Source organism: Pseudarthrobacter sp. W1I19, assembly GCF_030817835.1.
Lineage (GTDB): Bacteria > Actinomycetota > Actinomycetes > Actinomycetales > Micrococcaceae > Arthrobacter.
Genome location: NZ_JAUSZR010000001.1, coordinates 4,771,511 through 4,789,668 on the forward strand (window position 1 = coordinate 4,771,511; position 18,158 = coordinate 4,789,668).

An 18,158-nucleotide genomic window follows, 5' to 3' on the forward strand; every position below is an offset into this window, starting at 1 on the left:
GCCCGCAGAGATAGCAAGGATGCTTACTATTTCGTGACCCGCAGGTCAGCGGTAGTTGCGGTGCAGGTTTTCCCGCTGGGACGGGCCGGGGGAGGCATCCGCAATCCATGGGCCCGTGCCTTCAGACTGGTCCAGCACTCCTGCCTCCAGCCAGGTGTAATCTCCGGCGAGGACCTTTCGGGTAAGCCGGTGGTCGCCGTCGTCCGTGTTCCGCCAGAGCTGGTCAAAGTACTCCTCCACCCGCACCCGGGCCTGCTCGCAGTATGCCTCCGCAAGCTCGTACGCGCTCGCGGCCTTTTCAGGGGCGGTGTGGAGCAGCATCTCTGCACGTGAGCAGCATGCGGTCATGGCGAACAGTTCCGCGCCGATATCCACCAATCGTCCAAGGAATGCCTGCTTGCGTTCCAGCTTCGCCTGCCAGCGGCCCATCCCGTAAAACGTCTGCCGCGCCAGGCGCCGGGACGAACGCTCAACGAAGCGCAGGTGTTTGGCCAGGCGCCCGAACTCGCTGTACGAGCGCGGGTCCATGCCCGCCCCGGCCACCAGCTTGGGCAGCCAGCGGGCGTAGAACCCGGAAGCGCCGACGGCGGCCTTCGCTTTATCGGAAAGGCTCGCGTCCAGGGAGGCCAGGTCTCCCGCGGCGGCCAGGTGCGCATCCACCGCTTCCCGGGCAATGAGGAGCCGCATGATTTCGGAGGATCCCTCAAAAATCCTGTTGATGCGAAGGTCCCTCAGCTGCTGCTCGGCCGGCACGGCACGCTCCCCGCGCGCGGCCAGCGATTCGGCCGTCTCGAAACCCCGCCCGCCGCGGATCTGTACCAGTTCGTCGGCGATCCGGCAGCTGATCTCAGTGGACCAGAGCTTGGCGAGGGCGGCCTCGATCCGGACGTCCTTCTGGCCGGCGTCGGCAAGCTCCGCGGAGAGCTCGAAGACGGCGTCGAGGGCAAAGGCGGACGCGGCGATAAACGCTATCTTTTTGCCCACGGCCTCATGTTCACCCACCGGCCGGCCCCACTGCGTTCGGGCGTTGGACCATTCACGCGCAATTTTCAGGCTCCACCGGCCGGACGCAACGCAGAGGGCAGGGATTGAAAGCCTGCCCGTGTTCAGGGTGGTGAGCGCGATCTTCAGGCCCTGGCCCTCCCGGCCCAGGCGGTTTGCGGCCGGGACACGTACCTGGTGGAACCGGGTAACACCGTTTTCGATCCCGCGCAGTCCCATAAAGACGTTCCGGTTTTCCACAGTGATGCCCGGCGAATTCATGTCAACCACAAAAGCGCTGATGCCGCCCTTATGCCTGGTGCCGTCCACGTCCGTGTGGGCGGGCACCACTGCCATCACCACCACCAGCTCGGCAATCACACCGTTGGTGGTCCACAGCTTGACGCCGTCCAGAAGGTACGCCTCGCCGTTGTCCGTTGGCGTTGCGGTGCTGCCCATCCGGGCGGGATCGCTGCCCACGTCAGGTTCGGTCAGCAGGAATGCGGTCACGGCGCCGCCGGCACAGCGCGGCAGGAACTCCTGCTTCTGCGCGGCAGTGCCGAAGACCTTAACCGGCTCGGGCACCCCGATGGACTGATGTGCGGAAAGGAGGGCGCCGAGGCTTGGATGGACGCTGCCCAGCAGCGCCAGCGCCCGGCCGTAGTACACGAGTGACAGGCCCAGGCCGCCGTACTCCGCCGGGATCTTCATTCCAAACACCCCGAGTTCCGCCAGATCCTTAAGGTATTCGTCCGGAATCCTGGCCCCCCGCTCGATCACCCGGCCGTCCATGGTGCGCGCGTAGTCGGTCAGCCGGGCCATAAACGCCTCGCCCCGTTCCACATCCCCAGGATCCGGTGTGGGCCACGGGTGGACCAGGGTGAGATCAAAGCTGCCAAGGTAGAGGCCCTTGGCGAAGCTGGGACGTTCCCAGCCGGTTTCCCGGGCAGCCTCTGCAACGGCGCGTGCTTCATCCGCGGTGACGCCGGCTCCGATTTTCCCGGCCGGGACCGGGGTGTCCTCAGCCGGGGCATCCGTTGGTGGTATAGATCCCGCCGGGGCAGGACTGGTCTTTGAGGGGCTGTCAGTGGCGGAGCTCATGGGTTATCTCCTTGGCCGGATGGCTGTCGTAGCCACGGGATCCGCCGGGTTGGAGAACCCTTTAGCTGTCTCTCAAGATTACCCGCGGGTAGGTTCCGGTGCTAGGGGCGGTTTGCCCCTGGAAGTCCCCGCCGGCATCCAGTGCGGCCGCGTGGTGCACCAGCCGGTCCCAGCCGGCGTTGATGCCGTGGACCACGGCCAGGAGCGTCCTGGAAACCACTGTCCAGCTGAGCTTCCCGGCACCCAGCAGCACCAGCGCCACCAGCCCTGCCGCCAGGACGAAAGCGGCCAGGACAAGGCCGAATACGAGCGTTCCAATGAATACCAAGGTTGCGGTTTCCACCGAGCTTAGATCGAACTGCATTAATCCCCCTGCTGCGACGTTGCTTGGCCTGAAGTCAGTAGCACGAGCGTAGGGGGGAAGGGCCTGCCGGGCCAGAGCCGCGGCGGGGTCCGGAGGGTCTTGATATGGGATCGAAATACTACGGCGAAGTAGGTCACGAGGCGGTTTCGAGCGCCTGGGTTAACCTTGTAGTTGGCACTTTTCCCTCCGTGCCCATGCCCCAGCCCCCCATAAACAGTCCAAGGAGAGTGCGTGCCCCGCTCCGCCAGGTCATCCGCTGACGCCATCAGCGCCCGGCTCCGGGACCTCGAACTCCTCACCAAAGGACCTGCCTGGGCCTTGACGCGCTCGGCACCCTGGGTCATCGCGGTGCTGCAGGCTTCCTTCACGCGCACCCGGCCGCAACTGCCGCTCGAGGAGTTCCATGCCGACGTCGACTCCTTCCTTGAGGAGCTCCGCCGGCAGGAGCCCGGGCTGGGCGGCGGAGCCAACGGGAAGGCCTTCGGCGACGAATGGACGCGGCGGCAGTTCCTGACGCGGCGGAACCAGTCCGGCCAGATCGTGTACGAGGTCACCGAGCCGGCGGCCCGCGTGCTCGCGTTCCTGGACAGCTTGTCCAGTGAGCGGTCCACGCTTAACGGTTCCCGGCTGGGAACCCTGCTCGGGGACGTGGAGAAGCTCGCGAACGAGACCAACCCGGACCAGAGCGCGCGCCTTGAGGCCCTGGAAGAGGAAATCGAGGAGCGCCAGCAGCTGATCCAGGACATCAGTACCGGCGAGTTCGACGGCCTCCTCGATGACGACGAAGCCGTGGAAGCTGCCGGGAACATCCTCGACCTCGCCGCCAGCCTGCCGGCTGACTACAAGAAAATGCGTGACCGGATCGAGGAACTGGTGGGCGGACTGCGCAACCAGATCATCGAGGAATCACTGACCAAGGGCGCCACCATGGCCCAGGTCCTGGAAGCAGACAAGCGGCTCCGCCAAAGCCCGGAGGGGCGCACCTTCCGTTCCTTCACCGCGTTTTTGGAGGACCCGCAGCAGCAGGTGCGCTTCCGGTCCGCCATTGGGGAGGTCCTCAGCCGGCAGTTCGCGGACGACCTTTCGCCGGAGGACCGGGAAACCCTGAAGAACCTGGTGGCCGAACTCCGGCAGCAGCACAGCCAGATCCAGCAGATTTACGGCAAGCTCAGCGAGAGCCTCAACACGTACATCCAGAGCGATGACTTCCGCCAATCAGTCCGGCTCCGCCAGGTCCTGCGGGAAGCGGAGCAGGCCATCCGGTCACTTCCCTACGAAAGGGAACGTCCTGCCCTGGTGCGCGGGCCTGTCCTCTTTAACGCGGGATTCGAGTCGCTGTCCATGGTGAAGCTCTTTGACCCTGACGAGTTCGCGGCTCCGCCCAAACTGGCCGTCCCCATCGCCTTCAGCGATTCCGACCGCGTGCGCTCGCCGAGGACCGGCAAGGCCAAGCCCGAAGTGGTGCGGTCCGCCATGGCCGGCGCGTCCACCCTTTCCGAGGCATGGCAGCAGCTGCCGCCGGAGGAGCAGCACATCAACACCATCCGGGCGCTTCTCTCGCATGCCCTGCACGACGGCGCCGCCTTCAACACCCAAGCGGTGGACGCCCTGGACTTCGAACAGATTGACGGCACCACGCGCAGGGCCTACCTGCCGCTGGTCACCCTCCCGAAGGATTGACGATGACTGAAGAGATTACGACGACGGCCGCCCCGGTGGTTGAGCCCGTCACCGAACCGGTGGTTGAGCCTGTCGAAACCCGGCCGGACCCCTTCTCTGTAACCCCCCGCGACACTTTCGTGGACGGTGCCGCGCTGTTCCCCGGCGACACGGGGGTGCTCTCCATGAAGGTGCGGCAGGCGCTGGTGAAACTCCTCAAGGGCCCCTACGTGGACGGCGGCCGCGACGAGAAGCTGTGGACGGTCCTGCTGGATCACCAGGTCATCCTTCGCAGCCGGCTCTCCGAGCTGTTCCTCACCCTGCAGCTGGACCACGAACGGAAGATCGCCGTGCTGCGCCCCGTTGATCCGGACGCTATCGGCGGAAGTACCCGCTCCAGTATCCTCCGGCAGCAGCGGGCGCTCAGCCGGGTCGAGACCATCGTGCTGCTACGGATGCGCCTGCTCCTGGACCGGCACGTCACGGCCCAGACGGATCCCACCGTCACCCGCGAAGAAATCGCGGACCTGGTCACGCACTACCAACCCGCCGGCCAACAGGACGCACTCCGCGACTCCGACGTGGTCAACCGGGCCATCACCAAGCTCCTCGCCCGCCAGCTCCTCCTCCCCACGGGCCTGGACGACGTCTACACCATCTCCAACGCCCTGCCCCTGGCCCTCCCGTTCGAAAACATCGGCGACATCCCCGCCCAAATCGAAGCCCTCGCAGCAGCAACCACCGACCCTACCGGCACTGAAGCGTTCATTGAGCTGGATGCCGATCCGGTGGTTGAGCCTGTCGAAACCGACGACGACGACGCCGAAGGTGCGGAGCCGGACGGAACCACCACGCAGGAGGCAGCCAAGTGAGCATCGCGAGCATGTTGCCGATCGGCGACGTGGTGAACCCCGGCCAGATGCGCCTTGCCTTGGTGCAGGTGGTCAACTGGGGCACGTTCCATGGTGCTCACACAATGCACGTGGACCGGAACGGGACGCTCCTGACGGGCAACTCGGGTGTGGGCAAGTCGACGCTCTTCGATGCCATGCTGCGTGTCTTCGATGCCCGGCCGAGGTCCAACGAGGCGGCCGCCCAGCGATCAGGCGGGGCGGTGGAGGACAAGCGAACCACGTTTACGTACATGCGCGGCAAGGTGGGCGACAAAGCCGTGGGTGAGGGCTCGGCGAGTGCGTTCCAGCGGCCCGGCGCCACGTGGTCCGCCGTCGCGCTGACCTTTGACAACGCCGTCGGCACCCGCGTGACCATCTCGGCGCTGTTCGACCTGCCGAAGAACGGTACGGAATCGAGCGTGGGCCGGTTCTACGTGATCGACCATGCTCCGCTGGATCTCGAAGCGCTGGAAGGGATCGCGGACAAACGGTTCACGAAGGCCGCGCTGGAGACGATCTTCCCGGACGCCCAGGTCTTCGACGTTCACAAGGCCTTCGCGGAGCGCTTCCGCCGCCTGCTGGGCATCAACTCGGACCAGGCCCTGCCGCTCCTGCGGGTGATCCAGGCGGGCAAGGGCCTGGGCGGCAGCGTAAACACCTTCTTCCGGGACCAGGTCCTGGACGCTCCCGCGACGCTCGCGGCCGCGGACGACGTGGTGGAGGAGTTCAGCAACCTGATGTCCATCCGGCAGCGGCTGGAGGACGTCCGGCAGCAGCGCGACCAGCTGGCCCCGGTGCCGGGCCTGAACCGGGAGTATGCGCAGTCGCTGCTGGATGCAAACCGGTTGCGGGACCTGGCGGGCGAGGAATTCGAGGCCTACAAGCAGAAACTGGCTGTCACGGTCCATCAGAAAACCTTGGCGCGCTTCAAGGAGCTGGCGCAGGCGAAGGCCAAGGAGCTCGGTGCCGAGCGAAGCGTCCGGGACGGCCTGGCCAAGGAACTGCGCCAGCTGGAGGCGGATTACAACAACCAGGGCGGCAACGCCATCTCCGCCATCGAGCAGTCGCTTGAAAACGCGCGGGTGGGCCTGAAGCTTCGCCAGCAGGTGGAGGAAGCCGCCCGCCAGGCACTGGCCGACGCCGGACTGCAGCTTGAGTGGACGGAGGAAGGCTGGGAGCAGGCGCATGAGCAGGCAGCCGTCCGGTCCGCGGAGCTCAAGGATGATTCCCAGGCCCTGCAGGAGCTCCGCTTTGAAGCCTTCGACGCCCACGCAACCAAGAAGCGGGAGCTGGCCGCGGCTGAGCAGGAGCTCGTGTCGCTGAAGACGCGCAAATCCCTGCTGCCGCCGTCGAGCATTGAGAACCGCGCGGCCATCGCGGCCGCTACCGGCATTCCGGAGGACCGGATGCCGTTCGCCGGGGAATTGATGGACCTCGCCGAGGGGCAGGAGAAATGGCGTGCCGCCGCCGAGCGGGCCCTCCGGAACCTCGCCACCACCCTGCTGGTACCCGGCGAACACTTCGGCGCCGTGACCCGGTACCTGAATGACCACACCGTCCGCGGCGCGTTGCGTGCGGTGGATGTTTCCAAGCCGCTCGCCGGCGGTGCGCTGGCCCTGGAGGAAGTGCACGACGGCGACCTGCTGACCAAGCTGGACATCCTCACCACGGGCGTGGCCGCCGAAGCCGGGGCATGGATCCGCGAGCGCATCGCCCTGGACTTCGCCTACCCCTGCGTGGAAGATCCGGACGAACTTGCGCGGCTGGACCGAGGCCTGAGCCTGGGCGGGGTGGTGAAGCGCAACCGCCACACCGTGGAGAAGGACGACCGGTTCACCAGCCGGCAGGATTACGTCCTCGGGTTCGACAACGCCGCCAAGCTGGAACTCGTGGCCGGGCAGGTGGAGGACCTGCGCCAGGAAGTGGCTAAAGCGGCAGAGCTCGCCCAAAGCCGTGAGGATTCGCACCAGGGCATGAGCCGGCAGCTCGATGCATTGCGCCGGATCGCGGAGGACCACCGCCCCTGGGAACAGGTTTCCGCCGCCGTGGCAGCCGATGAGCTGGCCCGGATCGAGCAGCGGCTGAAAGATGCCCTGGCCGCGCAGGCCGACCTGGAGCCGCTTCGCGCCACCATCGAGGGCGTGCGTCAGAAGCACCAGTCCAGCACGGAGGCAGCTGCCGTCCTGCAGAGCGAATACAAGGCACTGGACCGCCAACTCACAGCTGCCGATACCCTGCTGGAAGCCGCCCGCGCCCGCCTCACCCAGGCGCCGCCGTCGGACACTACAGTCACCGCGCTGGAACCGTACTTTGCCGATTTCGGCGACGTCAGCGAAATGCACGAGCTGGACAACCTCGCCAACCGGGTCCGGACGGCGCTCCTCGGCGAGCTGCACACCGCGGAGTCCCGCGGGCAGGCCACCGCCGAGCGGCTTACCCGGATTTTCGAGGGCTTTGTGCGCGAGTGGGGCAGCGCGATTTCTGCGGACCACGGAACCACCATCGGTGCCGCCAGCGAGTTCGAGACGCGCTACCACGCCATTGTCAGCGACGGCCTGCCGGCCCAGGAGGCCGAATTCCGCCAGTTCTTCAACCAGAGAACCCATGAATCGTTCAGCACGCTGCTGCACCTGCTCGATGAGGAACGCCGGTCCATCACCAGCCGCATCCTTCCCCTGAACGGAATCCTGTCCCAGGTCAACTTCCACGAGGGCAGCTTCCTGGAGCTGGACATCAAGCAGACCCTGCCGCCCACGGCCAAGCAGTTCAAGGACGCCATCCAGAATGCACTCAAGGTCCGCCATACCCGGCCAGCCAGGGCTGAAGGCTCCCGGACGGACGGCGGCAGTGGGGCAGGGGATGACGACGCCGAGCTCACCGCCCGCTACAAGTCCCTGGAAACCCTGGTTAAACGGCTCGGTTCGCAGGCGCCGGAGGACAGGCGCTGGCGCGCCGAGGTGCTGGACGTCCGCGGCCACCTGTTTATCCAGTGCAAGGAACACCGCGAGGTGGCCGGGCCGTCGTCAGGCAAAAAGGGCAAGACCGAGGTCTTTATGCACGCGGACACCGGATCCATGTCCGGCGGCGAGCGTCAGCGCTTCACGGCCTTCATCATGGCCGCCGCGCTGAGCTACCAGCTGGGCATCGCCGAGCAGGGCTTCACCACGTACGGCACCGTGATGATGGACGAGGCTTTTGTGCTGGCATCCGAGGAGTTTGCAGGCGCCGGAATCAAGGCGTTGCACGAATTCGGGTTCCAGCTGCTGCTGGCCGCCCCGGAGAACGTGATTGACCTGTCCCGGCACCTGGGCTCAGTAACTGAGATCCTTCGCGACAGGCGCACCAACCGCTCCGGAGTGCTGACGGCGCCCGTCATCAAGCCGCGGTCAGGAGAAGAAGGAACCTGGCGCTCAGAAGCGAATTCGGTCGACATCATTTTGCGCTAGCCCACCAGGGATCCCCTTATAACAAATCGATGGATATATTGGCTGAAGGCTGTTGATGGCCGCTGTCCTGGTGCATGCTGGTCGGCACCAACACTCGCCTGCATCCTCCTGTCGGGTACTTGTGGAACGCTGGGTCCTGCATCTGACGCCCATGGAGTGTGACGGCCTTCCCTTGAAAGGCAGCACACATGCGCCCAGCACATCGCGCCACCACCCGTATGGCGCTCACTGTCGTTGCAGTCCTGGCCCTCGCCGGTTGTGCGGATGGCACTTCATTGGGAAGCGCCGGTGCGCAGGCTCCCGCGGCGACAGCCCCCGCACCCCCTGCTCTGGGCACTGACAGCCTGGTCACCTTCACTTTTCCGGATGGCCGGCTTTCGTTCCAGTACCCGAAGGGCTGGCATGCGGAGCTCTTCGAGGCATCTGCCTCGCCGTTCGTGGGCACTGCAACGGTGTCCGATCCCGCCGGCTCGATGCAGGTCAGCATCTACACCGGCGAAATTGCCGATGTGGTGGCCGGCTCCGGCAACCGGACCGTGCTCGAAACGGACCCGGTACCAGGGCTGATCGGACATTCTGTTCCGACGCCCCATTCGTCGTTCTTTGTTGACCGCAACGATGGCACTGCTACTTACCGTATGGGGGCTTACGCCGGGATTGCCTGTCTCCCCGGACGGAAAGGTGCAAAACGGGCTCATCATGCTCGGCGGCCGCATTTTGACCGCAGACGTGGTGTTCGCGGGTGCGCCGTTCGCGAATGATGAGGCGGCGAAAGAATGGTACTGGGGTGCTGAAGGCCGAACCTTGAAGGCTTTGTTGATGAGCTTCTCCTACCGCTGACGCCCGGCAAGGGGAACCCTCCCCCCGGGGAGGGTTCCCCTTGCTGCTATTTGGCCTGCACCCGTGACAGGAACTGGGCGGTGCGTTCCTTCAGTCCTTCAATCTGCCGAAGGACGACGGCGGCAGGGTCCGGGTTGATCTCGTTGGCCGGCGGTTCCTTGCGCACATTGCCGCAGCACAGGAAGTCTGCGCAGATCAGTGTTCCGACGGTGTTTCCATTCCGGCCGGACTGGCCGGCGCGCCTCGCCACCCACAGGAGGACGTCCTCCTTGGAGAAGACGTCCCGGCAGAGCTCACACAGTACTGAGCGGTTTTTCCGGGCACCGCCCTCTGGCGCGCGAAGCATAATGCCCGTGAGGCCTTTGCTGTCCGGTACTACCAGGTAACCGCGGAGTGGCATTTTTCCGTCCCGCCACCCAAGGAAGTCGAGGCTGTCCCAGTCGAGCTCGTCAAAGTCCTTGGGCAGGGTGAGTTTGGCCGCTTCCGAGCGGCTGGCATTAACGAAGGACGAGCGGATTTGCTGAGGCGTGATTGATTGCATGGCTGAGCTTTCGAAAGATAGGAGCCCCGGGATGCGGGGAATGGGTGTAAAGGGTCAGCAGGTCCCCGCGGTGCAGGCCAAAGTGGCCACCCCGCTTCCCATGGCAGCAATGGCCGCGCCGGCCGCCTGCATGCACATCGTTCCTGGTGTCCTATCTCGAAAGCGTTGGGCTTGGGTGCAGTGGTTCAGATGCAATGGCCGGTGCCCAATCACCGGCAGTGCCATCCTGCCAAAAGCGGCGGACGGTGTCCAAGGGGCGGCCGCGTGCAGGAAGTGTGCCCTTCATCACGGGGAGGAATAAGTGACGTAAACGTTGCGTAATGGCCTGGAGGGTAGGCTAGCCTTACTTAAGTTCGCTTCAGCCACTTAAGGAGTTCTGTGACTTCCCCCCTTTTCCCCGGGCCCAGCACCACACGGCGCACGCTGTTCAAATCAGCCGGTAAGGCGACGGCCGTTCTGGCCGCAGCGGCGCTCACCCTCTCCGCCTGTTCCACAGGTCCCGCAACGTCCGGCCCGGACTCCACCGCCTCCAGCTCCAGCAGCTCGCAGTTCCCGGTCACTATTGAGCACGTCTATGGCAAGACAATCATCGAGAAGCAGCCCAAACGTGTTGCCACCGTCTCCTGGGTCAATGACGACGTATCCATTGCACTCGGGGTTGTTCCCGTGGGTGTCCCCAAAAACGAGTGGGGCGGCAACGACCAGGGCTCCACCCCTTGGAAGGACGAAGCACTCAAGGAACTCGGCGCGGGCTTCGGCTCCGACGAGGCCCCGGTCCAGTACTCCGAAGCTGATGGCATCAACTTCACCGAGATCGCCAAGCTCACCCCGGACGTCATCCTCGCCGCCTACTCCGGCCTCACCGAAGAGGACTACAAGAAGCTCAGCGAGATCGCCCCCGTGGTAGCCCACCCTGAGCTGGCCTACGGAACCTCCTGGCAGGACGCCACCACCATCATCGGCAAGGCCCTCGGCAAGGATGCCGAGGCCGCCAAGCTCGTCTCCGAGACAGAAGCGACCGTGAAGGAGGAAGCAGCCAAGTACCCGCAGATCGCCGGCAAGACGTTCATCTACGGCTACGCCCTTCCCTCGGACCCCACCCAGACCGGTATCTACACGGCCAATGACAACCGGCCGAAATTCCTGTCCTCCATCGGGATGAAGCTCGCCCCGGTCGCCGAGCAGGCCTCCGCCGGCTCGAAGGAATTCTTCGTGCCATGGTCTGCCGAGAAGGTTAACGAGCTGGAGTCGGACATCTTCCTCAGCTCAGTGGAGGTAGCCAGCGATGCGGACGCCATCAAGAGCGATCCCCTGCTCGGCCAGATCCCGGCCGTCAAGAAGGGCGCCTTCGTCGCGGACGCGAACAAGAGCCTGGTCCTGGCAATCTCCGCGTCCTCCCCGTTGAGCCTTCCTTGGGCGCTCGACACGTTCCTGCCCGAGCTGGCCACGGCTGCGGACGCAGCGAAGTAGCAGCAGTTTCGTGACGCAAAGTACGATGACGGCGGCCCACCAGGCGCGGATTCCCGGCACTTCCGTGCCGGGAGGGGGAGCCCGTGCCCTGTTCCGCGGTGGCGCTTCCAGTGGAAAGCGGGCCGCCTGGCTGCTGGCCGCCGTCGTTGTGCTCGCCATGCTTGCCGGGGCCTCCCTGGCCATCGGAGCCCGCGGCCTGCCCCTGGAAACAGTGTGGCAAGCCCTCATCGCCTTCGATCCTGCCAATGGCGACCATGCCGTCGTCCACGCGCGCATCCCGCGGACCGTCCTGGGCCTGCTGGCCGGCGCGGCGCTCGGCCTGGCAGGCGCCGCCATGCAGGGTGTGGCCCGGAACCCCCTTGCCGATCCGGGCATCATGGGTGTTAACGCGGGCGCCGCCCTCGCCGTAGTGACGGGCATCTACGTCTTCGGCGTCGGCTCACTCTCCGGGTACATCTGGTTCGCCTTCCTCGGAGCCGGCGCCGCCGCCGTCGTGGTCTACCTCATCGCATCGCTGGGCAGGGACGGTGCCACCCCCGTGAAACTCGCCCTGGCCGGGGCGGCACTGAACGCGGGCCTGTACTCCCTGATGAACGTCATCCTGGTCTCCAGCCAGGACACCCTGGACCGCTTCCGCTTCTGGCAGGTGGGCGGGATCGCCGGGCGCGACTGGTCCATGCTGTTGTCCGGACTCCCGTTCCTGACCGCCGGAGCACTCACCGTGCTGCTGACCGGACGGATCCTCAACAGCCTGGCCCTCGGTGATGACATCGCCCGCGGCCTCGGCCAGCGGGTGGGGCTGGTCCGCGCCATCACCGCCCTCGGCATCGTGCTGCTCTGCGGTTCGGCCACGGCCCTTGCCGGGCCCATCGCCTTTGTAGGCCTGATCATTCCGCACGCCGTCCGGTTCCTCACCGGGCCCGACTACCGCTGGATCCTCCCCTTCTCCATGGTCCTGGCGCCGGTGCTGCTCCTGGGTGGAGACATCATCGGCCGCGTGGTGCTGCTGCCCGGCGAAGTGCCGGCCGGGATCATGACCGCCCTGGTCGGTGCCCCCGTGTTCGTCTGGCTGATCCGCCGCGGCAAGGGGGCCGGACTGTGAGCGTCACCCAGACTCCGCGCGAGATGACACTTAACAGCAATCCCGCGCCCAAACATTGGGGTTTTCTGCCATCTCGCGGTTTGAACCGGACCGCCATCCTGGCCGCTGCCGTCGTGGTCCTCTTTGCAGTGTCCGTCCTGCTGGGCAGCTACACCGTGACCATCCCGGACTTCTTCAAGATCCTTTTCGCGCACCTGAGCGGCGGTGAGAAGATTCCCGGCGCCAGCTTTATCGTGATGGAGAACAAGCTGCCCCGGGCGGTGATCGGCGCCATGATCGGCCTCGCGTTTGGCCTGGCCGGCGCCCTTTTCCAGACCATGCTCCGCAACCCGCTGGCCAGCCCGGACGTCATCGGCATCAGCTACGGCGCCAGCGCAGCCGCCGTCATGGCCATCGTGGTGTTCGGCGCTTCCGGTGCCGCCGTGTCCGGTGCTGCCCTGGCCGGCGCACTCGTCGTCGCGGCCATCATCTACGCCATCTCCAGCGGCGGCCTGCGCGGAACCAGCCGCGGCGATGCTGCCGGCAACCGGCTCATCCTCGCCGGCGTGGGAATCGCGGCCGCACTTCAGGCAGTGGTCAACTTCCTGATGACCCGCGCTGATATCCGGACTGCGGCCGACGCCCTTGTCTGGCTCAACGGATCCCTGAACTCCGCCAACTGGGACCGCGCCGTCGTCCTGGCCATCTCCCTCGCGGTCCTCATCCCGGCGGTAGCCGCCATTTCAGGCCCCCTGCGCATCCTGGAGCTCGGCCCCGACGCCGCGGCCGGCCTGGGCATCAAAGTAGGTGCCACCCGGCTCGCGCTGGTGGTCATCGCCGTCGCGCTGGCGGCAGTGGCGACGGCGGCAGCCGGGCCTGTCTCGTTCGTCGCCTTCCTGTCCGGGCCCATCGCGCGGCGCTTCACCGGAAAAGCCAGCCTCCCGGCGTCGGCCCTGGTGGGTGCCCTCATTGTCCTCGCGGCCGATTACGCCGCCGCCAACCTCGCCCCCCTGCTGCTGGACGGCACCGTCTTGCCGGTCGGTGTGATCACAGGCGCGCTCGGTGCCCCGTTCCTGCTGTGGCTCCTGGTCACGGCCAACCGAAAGGACGCCTGACGTGGCTGTACTCAACGCCAAGGACCTGACGCTGAAATACGATCAGCGCTGCGTGGCGGACGGACTCAGTGTCGAAATCCCCGAGGGCAAGGTGACCATGATCGTGGGCGCCAACGCCTGCGGGAAGTCCACCCTCCTGCGCGGCCTGTCCCGGCTCCTCAAACCGGCGTCCGGTGCTGTGACCCTGGACGGCAAGGACATCCACTCCCGCCCCGCCCGCGAACTTGCCCGCACCCTCGGCCTGCTCCCGCAGCACCCCACTGCGCCGGACGGCATCAAAGTCCGTGACCTCGTGGGACGCGGGCGCTACCCGCACCAAGGCCTCTTCCGCAGCTGGAGCGAAAAGGACGACGCCGCTGTGCAGCGGGCGCTGGAAGCCACCGAAACGCTGGCCCTCGCCGAGCGGAACGTGGACGAACTGTCCGGCGGGCAGCGCCAGCGGGTATGGATTGCCATGGCCTTGGCCCAGGAAACGGAGGTGCTGCTCCTGGACGAGCCCACCACCTACCTTGACCTCGCGCACCAGGTGGAGGTCCTGGACCTTGTCACGGATTTGAACCGCCAGCGCAGCACCACCGTGGCCATCGTCCTGCACGACCTCAACCTTGCCGCCCGTTACGCGGACAACGTGATCGCCATGAAGGGCGGCGCGGTGGTGGCGGTCGGTGCGCCGCAGGACGTGGTGACGGAGGGGCTGGTCCGCAGCGTCTTCGGCCTCGAATCCCGTGTTATCCCGGACCCCGTGTCCAGAACCCCCTTGATCATTCCCATCGGCCGACACCACGTCCCTGCCCACGAACTGGAGCTCGTTTCATGAAGACCCGCGATATCGCCGCCACCGAGCCCATGACCCTGGCCTTCGAGGTCACCGTCTCCTCCGTGCAGGAACTGAGCCCCAACTTCCGCAGGATCACCTTCGGCGGGTACTCGCTGCGGGACTTCGGCGTCCACGGCGACACCCTTGACCTCCGGATCAAGCTGATGATCCCGTCGCTGGCCGAGGACGGTACGCCACTTCCCCTGCCGGTCTTCGAGATGGCCGAGGCCGGCTGGTACCGCGAATGGCTGGCCATGGACCCGGCAGTGCGCGGCTCCATGCGCACGTACACGGTCCGGCAGGCCCGCTTGGACGCTGTGTACCCCGAGATCGACGTGGACTTCGTGATGCACTTCGACGCTCCTGGGCCTGCCCAGACACATCCGGGACCCGCCGCTAACTGGGCCCTCAATGCCAAGCCCGGCGACGCGATCACCATCATCGGACCCAACAACCGCGCCGCGCACTGCGTCACGGCCGAAATCTACTCCGGCATCGAATGGCGCCCCGGACTGGCGCAGCGCATCCTGCTCGCCGGTGACGAAACCGCCATCCCGGCCATCTCCGCCATCCTGGCAAGCCTGCCCGAGTACATGACCGGGCACGCCTTCCTGGAAGTCCCCGAAGCCGGCGACTTCCTCGAACTGACCTCACCCGCCGACGTCGAAATCACCTGGCTCGCCCGCGGCGCCTCCATCGGGCGGTCCCGCCCCCACGGCCAACTGCTCCAGGAGGCCGTGCGCAAGGCAGTGCCTGTGCCCGGCTGGGTTGGCATCAAAGCGGCCGACGGCGGCGCAGGTCCCGAGCCCGAGGACGTCAACGTGGACGAGGACATCCTCTGGGAGACCCCCGCCCGGATGGAAACCGCCGAAATCCAGGCCACCAAGAACCCCGACATGCCCGCCGGGGCCATGCCCTTCTACGCTTGGATCGCCGGCGAAGCCGGGGTCATCAAGGACATGCGGCGGTACCTTGTGCGCGACGTCGGGATCGACCGGAAGCAGGTTGCCTTCATGGGTTACTGGCGCCAGGGCAAAGCCGAGGGCTAGATCTCGGCCGGCGGGAGGCACATCCTCTGCGTGCTCGCTCGTTCCTCGCTTAGACGCACGCTGCCGGATGTCCCTCCCGCCGCCCCTCCTGTGACGCCCGCTCGCTTTTCACCGTACGCAAGCCGCCAGTAACGGTTTATCTGCACGTCACCTTTCCGGCTGCTTGATGACGCTCCATCAGATACTGCTGCCTAATCCCGAACGCTCCATCAGATACTGCCGCCTAATTCCCAACGCTCCATCAGATCCTGCTCCTTTTTCTCAGACGCTCGCTCACTTTGACCGGATTCAGGCAGACGCCCGCTCACTTTTGACTGCCTGAATGCAGACGCCCGCTCACTTGCTGTTCATTCCGGCGTCGTTCTTGCTGTTCTTTGGCCCGCTTGCCAAGGCACAGCTGGGGTGAAGTACGGCACGTGGCGATGAGGAGCAAGCTGCTGCGGCATGTCACCTACCAGCACGCCGGTTAACACACATTCTCAAGAATCGCCAGACCGGCAAGTGCTATGTCACAGGGTGTGACAAGCGTATGCTTCGGATATTTCAACTGGAACATTAAGGTCTCATTCCATGAAAACTATCCTGCGGCCGGCTATTTCCGTCCTGACACTTTTAGTCATGCTCGTTTCCTTTGCCGTCGTGGGCAGCGTGGCGAACGCGGTCGGAGCGCTAACCTTCGCGCCGACCGCCGACAGTTACGTTCAGGCCGACCGGCCAACGGAAAACTTCGGGACCAGCGTCCGGTGGTCCACGGAGGGCCGGACCAGCATCTCGCGCAACAGTCTGCTGCGGTTCAACGTCCAGGTCCCCGCCGGGGAACACGTCGTCTCGGCAAAGCTGCGGGCATACTCGGAGGCCGCAGCAACATCGACTGAGTTTGTGGACGTTTACACCACGGGCGGCACATGGACCGAAACGGGCGTCACCTGGAACAACGCACCAGCGCGCGGGACCTGGCTGGGCAAGACCGGCGGATTCGCCACGGGCGCCTGGGTGGAATGGGACGTTACAAAGGGAGTCACGGCGACTGGCGGTCTGCAGAACTTCAGGCTGGAATCCAGCGCGCAGAAGTGGCTGGGCTTCAAATCGAACCAGGCCTTGGACGCGGCACTCCGCCCAAAGCTGGTGGTCACCACTGCGGCTGACACAGCGGCCCCGACCCCCACCCCGACGCCAACCCCCGCACCCACTGATCCGGGCGGGGTCCAGGCTGCTACCACGCAGAACTGGGGCGCACCCGTCGCCGGGGACGAGTTCAACTACACCGGAGTCCCGGACACAACCAAATGGAGCGTGTACAACAGCGCAGGGCACGCCGGCAAAGGCATCCGCAGTCCGGGGCAGGTAAAAGTGGACGGCTCCAAAATGGTTATGAACGGAACACCGGACGGGACCACCGCCGGCATGTCGGCGAAGTTCGCCCGGCAGAAGTACGGGAGGTGGGAGGTCCGCGCCGCCGGGTCGGGCGACAATGAGTACCACATGGTTTCGATCCTGTGGCCGGACAGCGGGAACTGGCCTTGCGACGGCGAAGTGGATTTCGCGGAGACAACGGGTGACTGGAACATGATCAAGTTCTTCCAGCACTTCTCCTGCAGTAACTCCCAGACCATGGCCAGCAAGACGCTGGACGTTTCCCAGTTCCACAACTACGCAGTGGACTGGTCCCCCGCCGGGATGGTCGGTTACGTGGATGGCGTGAAGTGGTTCGAGGACAACGATCCGACCCATCAGCCTCCAGGCAGCATGCATCAGACGCTGCAGCTGGATTGGTTCCCGGATTCCACTGCTGACGGTGCCGGGGAAATGCGCGTGGACTGGGTACGTGTCTACCGGGCAGCAGGCGCGACTAGTCCCAGCCCGACGCCGACCCCGACGCCGGCCCCGACCACTCCGCCGTCGGGTGATTCTTTCGAGTTCGCCGCCGTTGGCGACATGAACCCTTCAGGAAATACGTCGACGAGCTCGGCGTCCGGTAAGAACGCTGCCAGCATCATTGGCGGCCTCAACGATGGTTCGTTGGATAATTTCCTCGCCATCGGCGACTTCCAGTACGACAAGGGGACCTGCTCGTCGCTCGGGGCGTGGAACACGCTGTGGGGCGGGTTGAAGGCCAAGACGTACTGGACCGCGGGCCCGAACCACGATCTGGAGCCAGGTGTGAATGATGACGTGGACCGGTTCATGGACGGCCAATGCGTCAACACCACCAAGTCGGCTACCAGCACCACTTTGGGCCGGTTCCAGGATGGGCTGGAGTGGTATTCGTTCGATAAGGGGAACTGGCATATTTTGGTGGCGCCCACGGCGACGTGGCGGTACAACGCGTCCCGGGCACAGGCTATGACCGCGGAAATGGACGCCGACTTGAAGGCGGCTAAGACGGCGGGGAAGCATCTGGCCGTCCTCTACCATGACCCCTATTTCACGTCCAACACGTCCAGCCACACGCGATTCACCCAGGCGAAGCCTTGGATCGACATGTTCTGGAACAACCGGGTGAAAGTGTTGCTGTCCGGCTCCCAGCACAACTATGAGCGGACCTGCCCGGTCAACAACGCGGACCAATGCGTACCGGACGGCATGCAGCAGTTCCAGGTCTCCACTGGCGGCATTGGTCTGCGCTCGTTCACCAGCGACCCGGCCTACATCCAGCGGAAGTTCAGCGACACCTGGGGCCACCTGAGGATGAGCTTGAAAGCGGATGGCTCCTACACCTGGGAATTCCGTCCGGTCCACGGAGGTATGCAGACGGACAGCGGGTCCCGGACACCATGATGACGAGCCGTTCCCGACGGCAG

The 18,158-nt window shown here is 65.5% G+C and carries 13 protein-coding genes; 10 read left to right on the top strand and 3 right to left on the bottom strand.

The genetic code is table 11. The features are described 5' to 3' along the window. Positions 1-45: 45 nt before the first annotated feature. Positions 46-2,082, bottom strand: a complete 2,037-nt coding sequence (locus tag QF038_RS22105; RefSeq protein WP_307613340.1) for an acyl-CoA dehydrogenase family protein — start codon at positions 2,080-2,082, stop codon at positions 46-48. A gap of 61 nt (positions 2,083-2,143) precedes the next feature. Further along, complete coding sequence (locus tag QF038_RS22110; RefSeq protein ID WP_307613341.1) at positions 2,144-2,446, bottom strand: hypothetical protein; 303 nt, start codon at positions 2,444-2,446, stop codon at positions 2,144-2,146. A 231-nt stretch (positions 2,447-2,677) separates the two neighbouring features. Between QF038_RS22110 and QF038_RS22115 the strand changes: the two genes are divergently transcribed. The 4 genes from QF038_RS22115 to QF038_RS22130 all read left to right on the top strand — a co-directional run bounded on the left by QF038_RS22115 (position 2,678) and on the right by QF038_RS22130 (position 9,205). Further along, on the top strand, positions 2,678-4,126 hold the full coding sequence (locus QF038_RS22115) for a DUF3375 family protein (RefSeq protein WP_307613342.1): 1,449 nt from the start codon (positions 2,678-2,680) through the stop codon (positions 4,124-4,126). 2 nt (positions 4,127-4,128) lie between these two features. After that, entirely contained in the window at positions 4,129-4,977 is an 849-nt protein-coding gene (locus tag QF038_RS22120) for a DUF4194 domain-containing protein (RefSeq protein ID WP_307613343.1), read from the top strand. Beyond that, positions 4,974-8,444 (top strand): ATP-binding protein, encoded by a 3,471-nt coding sequence (locus QF038_RS22125; protein WP_307613344.1) that lies wholly within the window; start codon positions 4,974-4,976, stop codon positions 8,442-8,444. Before QF038_RS22120 ends, QF038_RS22125 begins: the two co-directional genes overlap by 4 nt. Positions 8,445-8,632: 188 nt before the next feature. Next, entirely contained in the window at positions 8,633-9,205 is a 573-nt protein-coding gene (locus QF038_RS22130) for a hypothetical protein (protein ID WP_307613345.1), read from the top strand. 125 nt (positions 9,206-9,330) lie between these two features. On the opposite strand, the gene QF038_RS22135 is transcribed toward QF038_RS22130, so the two are convergent. After that, positions 9,331-9,825, bottom strand: coding sequence for an FBP domain-containing protein (locus QF038_RS22135; RefSeq protein WP_307613346.1), 495 nt, complete (start codon positions 9,823-9,825; stop codon positions 9,331-9,333). Positions 9,826-10,203: 378 nt separating this feature from the next. Between QF038_RS22135 and QF038_RS22140 the strand changes: the two genes are divergently transcribed. The 6 genes from QF038_RS22140 to QF038_RS22165 all read left to right on the top strand — a co-directional run bounded on the left by QF038_RS22140 (position 10,204) and on the right by QF038_RS22165 (position 18,135). After that, positions 10,204-11,295, top strand: a complete 1,092-nt coding sequence (locus tag QF038_RS22140; RefSeq protein ID WP_307613347.1) for an iron-siderophore ABC transporter substrate-binding protein — start codon at positions 10,204-10,206, stop codon at positions 11,293-11,295. A gap of 25 nt (positions 11,296-11,320) precedes the next feature. Then, the gene (locus QF038_RS22145) at positions 11,321-12,397 is read left to right on the top strand and encodes a FecCD family ABC transporter permease (protein WP_373461668.1); all 1,077 of its coding nucleotides are present in this window, start codon (positions 11,321-11,323) and stop codon (positions 12,395-12,397) included. Positions 12,398-12,420: 23 nt separating this feature from the next. After that, on the top strand, positions 12,421-13,491 hold the full coding sequence (locus tag QF038_RS22150; protein ID WP_307613558.1) for an iron chelate uptake ABC transporter family permease subunit: 1,071 nt from the start codon (positions 12,421-12,423) through the stop codon (positions 13,489-13,491). Position 13,492: 1 nt separating this feature from the next. Further along, a complete protein-coding gene (locus QF038_RS22155) occupies positions 13,493-14,308 on the top strand; it encodes an ABC transporter ATP-binding protein (RefSeq protein ID WP_307613349.1) in 816 nt (271 codons plus the stop codon). Then, a complete protein-coding gene (locus QF038_RS22160) occupies positions 14,305-15,357 on the top strand; it encodes a siderophore-interacting protein (RefSeq protein WP_307613350.1) in 1,053 nt (350 codons plus the stop codon). The genes QF038_RS22155 and QF038_RS22160 overlap by 4 nt, the downstream gene beginning before the upstream one ends. Before the next feature lie 570 nt (positions 15,358-15,927). Next, positions 15,928-18,135 (top strand): DNRLRE domain-containing protein, encoded by a 2,208-nt coding sequence (locus QF038_RS22165; protein WP_307613351.1) that lies wholly within the window; start codon positions 15,928-15,930, stop codon positions 18,133-18,135. Positions 18,136-18,158 lie beyond the last annotated feature (23 nt).

Excerpts from the sequence above, each read along its gene's own strand:
- QF038_RS22105 (WP_307613340.1), bottom strand. The coding sequence starts at position 2,082 with ATGAGCTCCGCCACTGACAGCCCCTCAAAGACCAGTCCTGCCCCGGCG.
- QF038_RS22110 (WP_307613341.1), bottom strand. The coding sequence starts at position 2,446 with ATGCAGTTCGATCTAAGCTCGGTGGAAACCGCAACCTTGGTATTCATT.
- QF038_RS22120 (WP_307613343.1), top strand. The coding sequence starts at position 4,129 with ATGACTGAAGAGATTACGACGACGGCCGCCCCGGTGGTTGAGCCCGTC.
- QF038_RS22130 (WP_307613345.1), top strand. The coding sequence starts at position 8,633 with ATGCGCCCAGCACATCGCGCCACCACCCGTATGGCGCTCACTGTCGTT.
- QF038_RS22135 (WP_307613346.1), bottom strand. The coding sequence starts at position 9,825 with ATGCAATCAATCACGCCTCAGCAAATCCGCTCGTCCTTCGTTAATGCC.
- QF038_RS22145 (WP_373461668.1), top strand. The coding sequence starts at position 11,321 with ATGACGGCGGCCCACCAGGCGCGGATTCCCGGCACTTCCGTGCCGGGA.
- QF038_RS22150 (WP_307613558.1), top strand. The coding sequence starts at position 12,421 with ATGACACTTAACAGCAATCCCGCGCCCAAACATTGGGGTTTTCTGCCA.
- QF038_RS22160 (WP_307613350.1), top strand. The coding sequence starts at position 14,305 with ATGAAGACCCGCGATATCGCCGCCACCGAGCCCATGACCCTGGCCTTC.
- QF038_RS22165 (WP_307613351.1), top strand. The coding sequence starts at position 15,928 with ATGAAAACTATCCTGCGGCCGGCTATTTCCGTCCTGACACTTTTAGTC.